Source organism: Ancylobacter amanitiformis, from assembly GCF_030814815.1.
In the GTDB taxonomy this organism is placed as follows: Bacteria; Pseudomonadota; Alphaproteobacteria; order Rhizobiales; family Xanthobacteraceae; genus Ancylobacter; species Ancylobacter amanitiformis.
The window spans coordinates 529,282-543,021 of sequence record NZ_JAUSVR010000001.1 but is presented as its reverse complement, the minus strand read 5'-3'; the positions used below and the strand labels follow the sequence as shown (position 1 = coordinate 543,021).

Sequence of the window (13,740 nt, the reverse complement as noted above, 5' to 3'; positions counted from 1 at the left end):
GGAATATGATGAAGCATACCTTCAAGACGATCGCCGCCGCCGCCATCCTCGGTCTCGCCGGCGTCTGCGCGGCGGCCGCCGAGCCGGTCAAGGTGGGTGTCGCCGCCGAGCCCTATCCGCCCTTCGCCTCGCCCGACGCCTCCGGCAAGTGGGAGGGGTGGGAAATCGAGTTCGCGCAGGCGATCTGCAAGCAGGCCAAGCTCGACTGCGTCATCACCCCGGTGGCCTGGGACGGCATCATCCCGGCGCTGACGACCAAGAAGATCGACATGATCGTCGGTTCGATGTCGATCACGCCGGAGCGGCTGAAGACGATCGATTTCTCCGACAAGTACTACAACACACCCACCGGCGTGATCGGGCCCAAGAGCGAGGCGTTCGACGCGACGCCGGCGGGCCTCAAGGGCAAGACCATCGGCGTGCAGGTCGCCACGATCCACCAGGACTATGCCAACAAGTATTTCGCGCCCGCCGGCGCCACGGTGAAGGAATACCAGACGCAGGACGAGGCCAATAACGATCTCGCCGCCGGCCGTCTCGACGCCGTGCAGGCGGATGCCATCGCGCTCACCGATTTCCTGAAGACCGACCAGGGCAAGCAGTGCTGCGAGCTGAAGGGCAACGTGAAGGATGATCCGGCTGTTCTCGGCGCGGGCGTGGGCGTGGGCCTGCGCAAGGGCGACACCGAGCTGAAGGGCAAGGTCAACGCGGCGATCAAGGCGATCCGCGCCGACGGCACCTATGACGCCTTCTCGAAGAAGTATTTCGACTTCGACGTCTACGGCGGCTGATCCACCCGGGGCGGGCCGGCCGCGCGCGCCGGCCCCTTCCTCCAGGGCGAGGGAACGCCATGACGGCAGACGTGATCAACTGGGGCCTTTTGGCGCTGGAGCCGCCGGGCTGGGGCGGCGTGCTGCTGGCCGGCCTGTTCAACTCGATCAAGATCGCCCTTGGCGGCTATTCGCTCGGCCTCGTGCTCGGCACGGGCGGCGCCTGCGGCAAGCTCTATGGCGGACCTGTCGTGAAGGACCTGATGGAGATCTACACGACGCTGGTACGCGCCGTGCCCGAACTGGTTCTGATCCTGCTGCTCTACTATGCCGGTACGGATCTGCTGAACCGCGCCGCCGCCGCGCTCGGCTATGGCACGGTCAATATCAGCGGGCTGGCGGCCGGCATCTTCGTCATCGGCGTCGTGCAGGGCGCCTATGCGACCGAGGTGCTGCGCGGGGCGATCCTCGCCGTGCCGGCCGGGCAGATCGAGGCGGCGCGCGCCTATGGCATGTCGCCGCTGCTCACGCTTCGGCGGGTCACGCTGCCGGCCATGCTGCCGCATGCCATTCCCGGCCTTTCCAACCTGTGGCTGATCTCGACCAAGGATACGGCGCTGCTGGCCGTCGTCGGCTTCAGCGAACTGACGCTGGTGACGCGGCAGGCCGCCGGCGCCACCAAGGCCTATATGCTGTTCTTCTGCGCCGCCGGGGCGCTCTACCTCATCCTCACGCTCGTCTCCAATCTCATCATCCGCTTCATCGAAGCCCGCGCCCGGCGCGGATGGGCGGCGCCGTCATGAGAGCGGAGGAGAGGGCGCGCGAGGCCGCCTTGCTGGTCGAACTGCCGCCCGAGGAGACAACCGTCGAGGCCACGGCACTGACCCACCTGCCGAGCGCGCGAGGCTTTTTCAAGCCGCACCGGATCGTGCTGATGGCCGTCGCGGGCGGGCTCGTGTTCTGCGCGATCTGGTTCCTGCGCTGGGACTGGCTGCCGCAATATGCCGGGGCGCTGGCCTGGGGCGTGGGTGTTTCGCTGCTGTTGCTGGCCAGCACCTCGATCCTCGGCTTCGCCATCGCCGTGCCGATCGGGCTGGTGCAGGTGACCGGGCCGTGGCCGCTGAAAGCGCTGGCGCAAGGGTTCTGCACCATCATTCGCGGCACGCCGCTGCTGCTGCAGCTCTGGCTGCTCTATTACGGGCTGGGCTCGCTGTTCCCGCAATTTCCGGCGATCCGGCAATCGTTTCTCTGGCCCTATCTGCGCGAGGCCTGGCCCTATGGCGTCGCCGCGCTGACCTTCTCCTTCGCCGCCTATGAAGGCGAGGTGATGCGCGGGGCCTTCGCCGGCGTGCCGCGGGGCGAACTGGAAGCCGCCCGCGCCTTCGGCATGAGCCGCTGGAAGCTGTTCTGGCGCATCTGGCTGCCGCGTGCCGTGCATCGGGCGCTGCCGACGCTCAATGGCGAAACGGTGCTTCAGCTCAAGTCGACGCCGCTGGTGGCCACCATCACGGTGATCGACGTCTATGCCGTGGTGTCCAAGATCCGGCAGGTGACCTATCTCACCTATGAGCCGTTGCTGCTGCTGGCGTTGATCTACCTGCTGCTCACCGCCCTTCTGGTGCTGGCCTTCCGCTATTTCGAGAACAAGATCCCGACCCGAAGCGTCTGAGATGCAGGAGTGCCTGACATGAACGTGTGCGCAGCGCTTACCAACGCGCTCCCGGAACTCGTCGCGCTGCGCCGCGACCTGCATGCACACCCCGAACTCGGGCTTGAGGAAGTGCGCACCTCCGACATCATCGCCCGCGAGCTTGCCGCGCTCGGCTACGCGGTGACGCGGGGGCTCGCCAAAACCGGCCTTGTCGCCACGCTGTCCAGCGGCACGAGCGGACGCTCGATCGGCATCCGCGCCGATATCGACGCGCTGCCGATCCTCGAGGAGACCGGCCTTCCCTATGCCAGCCGGACGCCGGGGCTGATGCATGCCTGCGGCCATGACGGCCACACCGCCATGCTGCTGGGCGCGGCGCGGGCGATCGCCGAGCGGGGCAATTTCGACGGCACCGCGCATCTCATCTTCCAGCCGGCGGAGGAGAATTTCGGCGGCGCGAAAATCATGGTGGAGGAGGGGCTGTTCGACCGTTTTCCCTGCGACGCGGTGTTCGCGCTGCATAATGACCCCGATCTTGCCTTCGGTCATTTCGCGGTCAGGGAGGGACCGATCATGGCGGCGGTGGATGAGTGCCGCATCACCGTCAACGGCCTCGGCGGGCATGGCGCCGAGCCGCAGGCGACGGCCGACCCGATCGTCGCCGGCGCCTCCATCGTCATGGCGCTGCAGACCATCATTTCCCGCAACATCCACCCGATGGACCCGACCGTGATCACCGTCGGCGCCTTCCATGCGGGAGCCGCCAGCAACGTCATCCCCGAGCGCGCCGAACTGGTGATCGGCATCCGCTCCTTCGATCCCGCCGTGCGCGACGAGCTGGAGCGGCGCATCCGGCTGGTCGCGCAGGGGCAGGCGGCGAGCTATGGCATGAGTGCCATGGTCGATTACCAGCGCAGCTACGACGCCACCATCAACCACAAGGCCGAGACCGATTTCGTGCGCGATCTCGCCATCCGCTTCGCCGGGGCCGGGCAGGTGAGGGACATGGCCCGCCCCAGCATGGGCAGCGAGGATTTCGCCTATATGCTGCGGGAGCGTCCGGGCAGCTATTTCTTCCTCGGCGCGCGCATGTCGGACGCGGATCGTCCGCTTCACCATCCCGGCTATAATTTCAACGACGACCTGCTGCCGGTCGGCGCGGCGTTCTGGACCGAACTGGTCGAGGCCTATCTGCCGCGCGTGTGATCGCGATCATCATGTCTGACCGGTCCGGTCCGGCCGGCGACGGCGCGCGGTGCTGCGGCATCGCGTCGGGTGCAACCTGGAGATCGCCGCCGCAGCTGCCCAGCCGGGCGATGGTGTCCTGTTAATGCAGGGATCGCCGGAGAACCATCGTAGAAAATTTCTATATTCGCGGAACATTTTCGGTGAATGTATAGTTTATAGATAGATGAACTCGCAGAAATATGAATGAGAATTTCTTGAACAATAAATACAAGTTATTATTTATGAATTTCTCGACGCTTTCATCGTAATGGTATTCATGTCCGGAATATGAATGAATTTTCATATATTCTGTTCGATAAAAAAATAAAATAATTCCATATGGGGGAAAGGTGAGCGATATTTCATGCCCCGAGATCGATCGCATTCATTCGATCCGAAAGCATTCCTCGCCAGGGTCGGCGACGGACGCAGTATAATAACCTACCAAAAATCAGACATTATATTCTCACAAGGATCCCCCGCTGACGCTGTTTTTTACATACAGAGCGGCAAGGCGAAGATTGCCGTCGTGTCGGAGCATGGGCGGGAGGCCATCGTCGCCATTCTCGGGGTGGGCAATTTTTTCGGCGAGGGGTGCCTTGCCGGGCAGGTCCTGCGCATGGCCACCGTCACGGCGCTGGCGGACTCGGTGATTTCACGGCTTGAGAAGGCGACCATCCTCGGCGTCCTGCATGACGAGCCGGAATTTTCGGATCTGTTCATCGCGCATCTCCTGTCACGCAATATCCGCGTGGAGGAGGATCTCGTCGATCAATTGTTCAATTCGAGCGAGAAGAGGCTGGCGCGGCTTCTCCTCCTTCTGGCCAATTTTGGCAAGGAAGGAAAGCCGGAACCGATCATCATGAAGATTAGCCATGAAACGCTGGCGGAGATGATCGGAACGACGCGGTCCCGCGTAAGCTTCTTCATGAACAAGTTTCGCCGTCTCGGGTTCATCGACTATAATGGGCGGATAGAGGTCCATAGTTCCTTGCTGAATGTCGTCCTGCTGGACCAGCCGCGCATACGCGACCATTCCTTCAAGGAGGAACTTTCCGAGGAGTGATGCGGCCGCGCCGCGCGATGTCGGGCGCGGGCGGCGGCTATCTGGCTGTCTCCAGCATGAGGGATGCGTGCCGCCGTCCTTCCTCCTCGATGGACGCCATCATGTGTTGCCCGGTGTCCGTGATGCCGGGATCATCCTTCAGCAGGTCTCTCGCACGAGCAATCTCGTCGGAGAGATTTGATGTCTGGCTGTCGCGCCCGACCATGTATCCATAAATCTGCCGATTATCGAGATATTGCCCTATCCCCTGCTTGCGGGCGCTTTCCGAAAAAACAACGTAGTCATCGCGAAGCGTCGTGTCCTGATAGGATAGCTTATCCAGCATGTCGGCGCGGATGAGATAGCTGCCATTGACGACCGGCTGTTCCAGAATGCCGCAGATGTCGTGATTGAGAATGAGCGAATACAGACCGAATTCCTTGTAGTATCCGTTCACATCAATGTCTGAATGGTAGTTGGAATAGGGATCGGCCGGCCCGATCGCCCGCAGCAGCGGCGCGACGATCGGCAGATCCAGCGCCACCAGTTCCCGGAGCGTGCCCGGCCGCAGGACGTGGCCGATTTCCGTCACGAAGCAGAAATCGCAGCCCGCCTCCACGGCTCGTCGCAGTCCGGCGTCGCGCAGACGCCCGAGGCGGGGGGGACGGGCGCCGTCGCGCCGCGGCACCATGGAGGCGGCGGGCGGCGCGCACGCGTCGTCGGCCTCGAACTCCACCCCGGCATAGAGCGCGCCCTTGAGCGCGATCCATGCGTGCAGGCGCGTCGCGGTGCCGTCCGTGCTGTCGGGCGCGCGGATCGACAGGGTGATGGCGGATTTTGGATAGTCGAGTGCCTCAAGGCGCTCCAGAAACAGCGGCACCAGGGCTTCCTGCTGGCTGGCAATGAGGGTGACGAAGACCCGTGGTGCGCCCTTGAGGCGAGAGTGGAGCGCGCGCGCGGGTGCGAGGGCGTGCCGCGTGGCACGGCTCAACCCATCCGGCCCCGCCGGGGCGAGATCGCGCGGCAGCCCTTCGCTGGCGAGCCGGGCATTGGCGAGCACCCGCGCCACATCGGCGGGCGGCAAGTAGCCGGTGGCCAGCAGCTTCAGGGTCGCGTCGAGGCAGTCCCGCTTGCGCCCGCAGCCATAGGCATTGAGCGAGAATTCATCGAGCAGGCCGGTCTGATAGATCCATGGCTCGACGAACAGGGCCCCTTCGGGCCGGGGAATGGCCAGCCCGCGCCGGGCGATCGCGTAGCCTTCCTCATAGAGCCCCTTCTGCCGGCACAGGCGGCTCGCGCGATGCAGCGCCTCGGCGCGCGTGGGCAGGGCGTCGCTGGCGCGCAGGCAGGCGTCGATCACCTGCCGCTCGGTGTGGCCGAGTGTTTCCATCATCTGCGCCGCGCAATAGAGGCTGATGAACACCTCCTCCTGCCAGAAGCCGAGATCCGCCCGCAGCCGATAATTCTCCAGCGCCTTCTCCCAGTTCCGACAGTCGCGATAGCTTTGCGCGAGATAGAAGCGGTAGCGGGCGATGAGGAACGGGTTGCTCTCGGTCCGCAGCGCGGCCTCCAGCACGTCCGCGTCGCGGCGATAGGTGGTCGGGTCCTTCCGCCGGGCGCCGTCATGGTTGCGCCGCATGCTGATGGCGGGGATCTGCCCGTGCGGCGCGGCGCCCTCGCAGGTGAGATATTCGTGCAGCACGCCTTCATAGCGCCACGCCAGCGCGCTGCGCACCAGTTGCGGGCGTTGGTACACGAGGGATGTGTCGTGGATCGTCACCATGTAGGAATCGGCGGTGAGGGTGGGAAGCCCATCCCCCGCGCGGATCTGCAGCGCGTCGTCGGCGTCGATGATCAGCGTGTAGTCGCCCGGGCCGTGCGCCCTGGTGCGCGCCAGTTGCAGCGCCTCGGAGCGGTTATGCGCGAAGTCCCGCCACGGGCGCTCGTGCAGCTCGCCCGGCACGCCGCGCAGATAGTCGCGGATGATGTCCTGCGTGCCGTCGGTGGAGCCGGTGTCGACGATCACCCAGCCGTCGATGATCGGCCGTACGCTGTCGAGACAGCGGCGAATGACGTCGGCCTCGTTCTTGACGATCATGTTCAGACAGACCATCTGACCTGAAGCGTTCATCGTCTTGTGCCTCCGTGCGCGGGGGCGGTGATGCGCCCGGTCCCGATGAAAGGGATGGCCATGACCGTCGCCGTGCGATGATGAGCCGACGGTGCCTCCTGTCCCTGTTTGGCGGTTGCCTGCTGCTGCCGTTCCGCCGGGCACCGGCACGCGCCGATGCGGCTCGAACCGAGGCCCGCTTCACCCTGCTCACGGCGCCGCTGCAACTGGGTGGCGACTGGGGCGGCTCGGCGAAGGCGGATGCCGCCGCCGTGATCGGCCGCATGCGCCTCGCCTGCCTGGCGGGGGTGGCGCTCGTCTCCGACCAGCAGCCCGAAAGGCTGCGCGTCGATGACAAGCCGGGCGGCTACCCCTCGGTTTGGTTGCATTCGGAGGATCCGGCCACGGCCTGGGTCACGGTGATCGTCGGCCCGCGCGACTGGTGCAATCTCGCCTACCAGTTCGGCCATGAACTGGGTCACGTCCTGTGCAACAGCTGGAAGCCGAATGCCGCGCCGCGCACGCCCTGCCAGTGGGTCGAGGAAGCTCTGGTGGAGGCGTTCTCCCTGCATGGGCTCGGGCGCCTTGCGCACGGGTGGGGCCGCTCCCCGCCGTTTCCCGGTGATGGCCCCTATGCCGATTCCATCCGAAGCTACCGGGATACCCTGCTCGCCGGCTATCGCGCCACCGCGCAGGAACAGGGCATGGCGGCAGGCTTTGGTTCGTGGTTCGCGGCGCACGAGGCGTTCTTCGAGGCGCATGGCGGTCTCGTCGACGCCAAGGGCGCGGTCTCGACCCTGTTCGGCGTGCTGGTGGAGGATCCGGCATCCATCGCCGATCTGGGCGCGCTCAACCGCTGGCCGGAACGGAGCGGCATTGCGCTGCCGGACTATCTCGACCGCTGGGAGGAGAGCTGCGCGCAGGTGAACGCACCCGGCCGATTGCCGCGCCGGATCCGGCAGCTTCTCGCTGCGGGATGAACGGCCGGCGCGGGGCGAAGGCGTGGAACGCGTCATTCTCGCCTTCACGGGGCGGAGGGGCGATTGTACCGGGCCGGGGCCGGGGTCGGCGAGGTGGCCGGGGCCGGCGAGGCTGACGGGGCGGGTGGCGCGCGGCATGGGTCAGCGCTCCACCGCGTCGGCCAGCAGGGCGAGCGGTTCCCCCGGCGTTTCGGCCTGCCGGGCCAGCGTCGGTTGAGGTCCAAGCGCCGCCCCTTCGTCGGCGGCTCCGGCAAGGCCGCGCGCGGCGGCCTGCGCGTACCAGTAGGCGCCGGCCTCGCTGTCGCGGGGACCGCCAATGCCGTGCGCGGCGTAGCGCGCCAGCATGAGGGCGGCCATCGGGTGGCCGGCCTCGGCGGCGAGCGCGAACCAGCGCCGGGCTTCCCGCGGGTCGGGTTCGATGTCGTGTCCGCCGCCCTGCAGCGCGCCAAGAGCGAACATGGCGCCGGCATGCCCCGCCGAGGCTGCGCGCAGGAACAGGGCCTGCGCGGCGGGAGGATCGCGCGCGGTGCCGCGCCCCTCGACCTGCATCTCGGCCAGCGCGACCTGCGCATCGGCCTGCCCCGCCGCGGCGGCACGGGAGAACCAGAGCACGGCTTCGGCCTCATCCCGTGCCACGCCGCGCCCTTCCGCGAGCAAGCGGCCGTACCAGTATTGCGCGTCAACCACATCCTCGGCCGCCCGCCGGAGCCAGAAGGCGGCCCTCTCGTCATCGCGCGCTACGCCGATGCCCTCGGCCAGGCAGACGGCGTAGTTGAACGCGCCGGCGAGGTCGCCCTGCGCGGCCGCCTGCTCGAACCACACATGCACCGGCGGGGGATCCTGCGTGAGCCGCGCGGCCGAACCCGCCTGCCACAGCGCCGCGAGATCCGCCTGTGCCGGGGCGTCGCCGGCGCGGGCGGCCTGCTGGAACCAGATGGCCGCCTCGTCCGGGTCGCGGATCACACCGGCGCCCGTGAGATAGAGCATGCCGAGCGAGCGCGCCGCCGCGCTGTGTCCGCCCTCCGCCGCCGATCGAAACCAATGGGCGGCCTCGGCGAAGTTGGGCGGCAACTCGCCGCCCTGGGCATAGATGTCGCCGAGCCGGGCGGCGGCGTCGGCATCGCCGCCAAGGGCCGCGCGCCGCAGCCAGCTTTCGCCGTTCAGCAGGTCGACCGGACCGCCACGCCCCTCCAGAAGCAGCAGGCCAAGGCGGGCCTGCGCCTTGGCCATGCCCGCCTTGGCCGCGAAAGCGTAGTGTCGGCGCGCCTCGGCTTCGTCCCGCGTCACGCCGATCGCGTGCTCGGCGCCGAGGCCGAGCAGGAAATGCGCCGTCGGCAGGCCGGCCTTGGCGGCATGGACAATGTGCCAGCGCGCGGCCGCGACTTCCTCAGTGGTATGGGCGCTCGCCATCAGCGCGGTGGCATAGCCGAGCTGGCCCTGCGGGCAGCCCTGCTCGGCGGATTTGCGATACCACTCGAACGCCGCCTCGGGATGGCGTATGTCGTCCGGCCCGGCGGTGAAGATATAGGCCAGCATGGCCTGGGCGTCGGCCGCGCCCGCTTCGGCCGCACGTCGGGCCCAGACGGCCGCCGCGCGAAAATCGGCGCGCTCGGTGGCGACCGGCTCGAACAGGCCGGTGCGCGGACCCGCCTCCGGCCGCGGCAACCCGAACAGGTGGAGCTGCGCCAGCCGGCATTGCGCGCGCACATGGCCGGCCATGGCGGCCCGGTGATACCAGCGCGCGGCTTCCGAGGGGTGGCTGGCCGTGCCGCCTCCCTCAAGCAGGCATTCACCGACCCGGAAAGACGCCTCGGCATCGCCCGCCTCGGCCGCCGCCGCGAACAGGGCGAGCGAGCGCTCCGGCGACCGTGCGAACAGGCGTTCCGCGCGCTGCCGCGCCCGCGTGGGGGAACTCGAGGCCAGGCGGTCCAGCCGCATGGCGAGGAAGCCCGGCAGGGTCATGTGGGCCACGGCTCAGGGCTCCTGCATGCTGCTATAGGCGACGGGAAGGATCTTGGTGATGAAGTAGGAAAGGATGGAGCGGGTGCCGACCTTGACGTCGGCGACGACCGGCATGCCCGGCACCAGCCGAAAGCCGGGCGGGGTGTCGTGCATCATCATCTCGTCGAGCACGATGTCGCCCTTGTAGTAGAGCGAGCGCGGCCGGTTCGGCATGGCCGAGCCGCCTTCCTGCGCCGTGGTTTCCGGGCTGAAACTGTCCGGACTGATGCCGCGCACCGTGCCGCGGGCGCTGCCATATTGCAGGTAGGGCAGCGTGTCGAACTTGATCGTGACCTCGTCGCCCGGGCGGACATAGCCGCTATCCATGCCGGAAATATCCGCTTCCACCGAGAGCGGCGCATCGAGCGGCACGAGGTAGATCAGCGGTTCGGCGCTGGTGACGACCGAGCCGACCGAGATCTTGGCGACCGAGAGCACCACCGCGTCGCGCGGCGCGGTCAGCACGACCAGCTCGTTGTGCAGGTCCGCCTTGGTCAAATCCTGCTGCGCCTGCACGAGGCGGCGGCGGGTATCGGCCAGTTCCTGGGAGGTTTCGCTGTTGCGCCGCTGGACGAAGGTCTCTCGCTCGGCCTCCAGCGCGGCGGCCTTGCGGCCCGCCTCGGCGCCTTCCGACTGCGCCTGGGAAAGCGAGGCCGCCATGGTGAGGCGCGCGTCCTTGGCCAGCAGCGTGTTGAGCAGGCTGCCGGCCTGCACGTCCTGCAGCTTCTGGCGCATGGTCTCGACCTTGGAGGCCAGTTCGAGGCGCTCGACATAATAGGACGCCTGCGCATCGTTGCCGGCGATCTGGGTCTTCAGCTGGTTGATCTTCTGGTCGAAATTCAGCAGCGCGAAACCGTGCTCGCTGGAACGCTGCTGGAAGATCGAGGCCTGCAAGGCGGCATGCGGGTTGGCCGCGTCGGCGAGATAGACGGCGCCGTCACTCTCCGCCAGCAGCCGCGCCGCCTTGGCGCTCAGCAGATCGACCTGGTCCTTCATGGAGATCAGGTCGGCGGAGCTGAAGGTCGGGTTGAGGCGGGCGAGCACCTGGCCCTTGCGGACGATGTCGCCCTTTCGCGTATCGATGCTCTCGACGATGGTCTGGTCGAAGGACTGCAGGAGAATGTTCGGCGCGTCGGAAACCAGCTTGCCGGTGGCCGAGACGACCTTGTCGATGTGGATCAGACCGCTGGCCGCCAGCATCGAGGCGACGAGCAGGAAGACGAACAGGTTGATCGCCCGCGACATTGTCGGCACACGGGTCGCGATGATCGCGGCCGACGGGCTGCCGAATTCGAGAACGGCCGGCGGAAGGGCGTTGCCGCCCGCCGCCTCGTCGTCAGCCCCTCTGGCTGAGCTTCGGAGCAGGCGCAACATGAGCTTTTCCTTGCGGGTCCATATGACGGTTCTGCTGCATCCAGAGATGGCGATAGACGGCGCAGCGCTCGACCAGTTCTCGATGCCGCCCGATATCGACGACCTTGCCGCGATCGAGCACGAGCGTCTGGTCGCAATCGACCAGCGACGAAAGGCGATGCGAGACGATCACCATCGTGCGCCCGGCGGCCATGCGCTGGAGATTGGCGTTGATCAGCGCCTCGCTCTCGGGATCGAGCGAGGAGGTCGCTTCGTCGAGGATCAGCAGCCGGGGGTCGACGATCAGCGCACGGGCAATGGCGAGCCGCTGGCGCTGACCGCCGGAAAGGTTGGGTGAGCCCTCCTGGATGAGGGTCTCGTAGCCCTGCGGCAGCCGCTCGATGAATTCCTCGGCGCCCGCCAGCCGCGCCGCGCGCACCACGTCCTCGAAGGTCAGGCCGGGACGGCCGGCGAGAATGTTGTCCTTCACCGTGCCGCGGAACAGGAAATTGTCCTGCAAGACGACGCCGAAGCTCTGGCGCAGATAACGCAGGTTGATCTCGCGCAGATCCGTGCCGTCGATCTTCACCGAGCCCGAATAGTCGCGGTTGATGCCCATCAGCAGCCGCGTGATGGTCGACTTGCCGGACCCGGAGCGGCCGACCAGACCGAGCATCGAGCCCGGCTCGATGGCGAAGCTGACCTTGTCGAGCGCCGGTTGCTTGGTGCCTTCATAGGTGAAGGTCACGTCCTCGAAGCTGATGGCGCCGTAGAAGCGCGGCCGCAGCCCGTTTGTGAGCGCCCGTTTCTCCGTCGGCCGGTTGAGCACCCACCCGACCTGCGAGAGCGCCTGACGCGCTTCCTGAACGTCCTGCAGCAGCCGGGCGAGGCTGACCAGCGGGCCGGCGACGCGCCCGCCCAGCATCATGAAGCCGATCAGGCCGCCGAGCGAGAGCGGGTTGTCGGAGTTCAGCGCGATGAAGGCGCCGAGCGCCAGAACCCCGGCCACGGTATATTTCTCGAAGGGCATCACCAGCACCATGGGCCAGTTGCTCAGCTTGCCCATCTGCAGGTTGAGCGCGCCGAGTTCGGCCACGCGCTGGTCCCATTCCGCCGCACGGGTGGGCTCAAGCCCGAGCGACTTGATGGTGCGAATGCCGTAGATGCTCTCGACCAGCGTCGAACCCTTGTTGGATTCCGCCTGAACCAGCTTCGCCGTCATGCGCGCCAGCGGCCGGAGGAAGGCGGCGATGACCAGCGTGATGCAGCCGGCGGCGACCAGCACCGTCCAGGCGAGCGTCGCCTCCATGTAGAACAGCACGGGCAGCAGCAATGCGACCATGGCGACGTCGATGAACGTGGTCATCAGCCGGCCGGTGAGGAAATCGCGGACGCGGTAGAACTGGGCGATCTTGTAGGAGAGTTCGCCGGCCTGGTTACGCTCGAAGAAATCGATCGGCAGCGTCATCAGCCGGTCGAAGATGGCGAGGTTCAGTCGTGTATCCAGGCGGCAGGCGAGGACCACCAGCAGCATGCGCCGCGACCAGGTGATCAGCATCTCGAAGATGAGCGCGATGACCAGCACGACCACGATCAGCGTCAGTGTGTTGAAACTCTTGTAGATGACGACGGTATTGAGCGTCGTCATGATCATGAGCACGGGAAGCACGCTCAGGATGGTGATGGTGATCGAACCGATCGCGACGTCGCGCAGGATCGATTTCTCGCCCCAGACCAGCCGGGTCAGCAGGCCGAGATCGAACGGCTCTTCGTCCGTGTTGCCCGCGCGCGACGCGCGCACCAGCACGGTCTCGCCATCCCACACCTGCTTCAGGCGCAGTTCCGTCACCGCCATCGGCGGCTCGTGGGCCGGCGCGAGCGGATCGCGCACCAGCAGCACGCCGTGCTCGCGATCACGGCCAACCACCAGCGCGGCGTCCCCGTTGGTCAGCAGCAGCAGGATCGGCGCCGGGCTGTCGATCTTCATCAACTGGCGAAAGCTGAGCTTCACGCTCTGCGCCCACAGGCCGGAGCGGCGGAACCATTCCACCAGAAGGCGGGCGGTGGGCGCCGCTCCCGCCGCATCGGCCCTGGCCTCGCGCGGATCGGGATCAACACCGTGATAGCGGGCGACCGCCGTGGCCGCGGCCAGCCGGGCCGGAAGCTGGCCACTGGCCTGCACGATGGTGTGGGCATTCATCGAGGCGGCGCAGGCGTCGATCTCGGCCTGCCAATCCACCTCATCAGGGACGACCGGCGCGCGGCCCCCACCGGCGGCGCGGGCGACGGGTGCGGGCGGCGAGCGCGGCGCGGACGGCGCCTGTCGCGGCGCTTCCCGCCCGCCCCCCCGGGGTGACCCTGCGAAGATCCTGCCACCCCGCTCCAATAGCTCTTGCAGGCCGAGGGCCGCCGCCAGCGCACAGGCCAGCGCGACCAGTGGCCCCATGCCCTCCCGGGCGATTCCCAGTTCGGACATCAGGAAGAAGACGACCAGCACGGCGGGGAAGAAGACATTGAGCGCCGAGGAGAAGAAGCCGGCGATGAAAATGCCCCAGCGATGTTCCATGTGTCGGATCCTCGATGGGCGGGCCAGCGCTCGCGAA

Annotated in this window: 10 protein-coding genes; 6 read left to right on the top strand and 4 right to left on the bottom strand. The window is 67.1% G+C overall.

The annotated features are described in order from the left end of the window. Positions 1-8 precede the first annotated feature (8 nt). From QOZ99_RS02365 to QOZ99_RS02345, 5 genes are all read left to right on the top strand, one after another. Entirely contained in the window at positions 9-791 is a 783-nt protein-coding gene (locus tag QOZ99_RS02365; RefSeq protein WP_306888439.1) for a transporter substrate-binding domain-containing protein, read from the top strand. 59 nt (positions 792-850) lie between these two features. Continuing rightward, the gene (locus QOZ99_RS02360; protein WP_306888271.1) at positions 851-1,573 is read left to right on the top strand and encodes an ABC transporter permease; all 723 of its coding nucleotides are present in this window, start codon (positions 851-853) and stop codon (positions 1,571-1,573) included. Beyond that, positions 1,570-2,439, top strand: a complete 870-nt coding sequence (locus QOZ99_RS02355) for an ABC transporter permease subunit (protein WP_370876777.1) — start codon at positions 1,570-1,572, stop codon at positions 2,437-2,439. The genes QOZ99_RS02360 and QOZ99_RS02355 overlap by 4 nt, the downstream gene beginning before the upstream one ends. An 18-nt stretch (positions 2,440-2,457) precedes the next feature. Next, positions 2,458-3,627, top strand: coding sequence for a M20 aminoacylase family protein (locus QOZ99_RS02350; protein ID WP_306888270.1), 1,170 nt, complete (start codon positions 2,458-2,460; stop codon positions 3,625-3,627). Between the two features lie 385 nt (positions 3,628-4,012). After that, positions 4,013-4,714 carry a Crp/Fnr family transcriptional regulator gene (locus QOZ99_RS02345; protein WP_306888269.1) on the top strand — a complete coding sequence of 234 codons (702 nt, stop codon included), beginning with the start codon at positions 4,013-4,015 and terminating at the stop codon, positions 4,712-4,714. 37 nt (positions 4,715-4,751) lie between these two features. Here QOZ99_RS02345 and QOZ99_RS02340 read toward each other — a convergent pair whose 3' ends face one another. After that, a complete protein-coding gene (locus QOZ99_RS02340) occupies positions 4,752-6,824 on the bottom strand; it encodes a glycosyltransferase family 2 protein (RefSeq protein WP_306888268.1) in 2,073 nt (690 codons plus the stop codon). Positions 6,825-6,901: 77 nt separating this feature from the next. On the opposite strand from QOZ99_RS02340, the gene QOZ99_RS02335 reads away from it, so the two are divergent. Beyond that, on the top strand, positions 6,902-7,783 hold the full coding sequence (locus QOZ99_RS02335; protein ID WP_306888267.1) for a hypothetical protein: 882 nt from the start codon (positions 6,902-6,904) through the stop codon (positions 7,781-7,783). A 141-nt stretch (positions 7,784-7,924) separates the two neighbouring features. Here the strand turns inward: QOZ99_RS02335 and QOZ99_RS02330 are convergent, their stop codons facing one another. The 3 genes from QOZ99_RS02330 to QOZ99_RS02320 are packed head-to-tail and all read right to left on the bottom strand — an operon-like array spanning position 7,925 to position 13,703. After that, complete coding sequence (locus tag QOZ99_RS02330) at positions 7,925-9,745, bottom strand: tetratricopeptide repeat protein (protein WP_306888437.1); 1,821 nt, start codon at positions 9,743-9,745, stop codon at positions 7,925-7,927. A 12-nt stretch (positions 9,746-9,757) separates the two neighbouring features. After that, positions 9,758-11,158 (bottom strand): HlyD family type I secretion periplasmic adaptor subunit, encoded by a 1,401-nt coding sequence (locus QOZ99_RS02325; RefSeq protein ID WP_306888266.1) that lies wholly within the window; start codon positions 11,156-11,158, stop codon positions 9,758-9,760. Further along, on the bottom strand, positions 11,121-13,703 hold the full coding sequence (locus QOZ99_RS02320) for a peptidase domain-containing ABC transporter (RefSeq protein ID WP_306888265.1): 2,583 nt from the start codon (positions 13,701-13,703) through the stop codon (positions 11,121-11,123). The genes QOZ99_RS02325 and QOZ99_RS02320 overlap by 38 nt, the downstream gene beginning before the upstream one ends. Positions 13,704-13,740 lie beyond the last annotated feature (37 nt).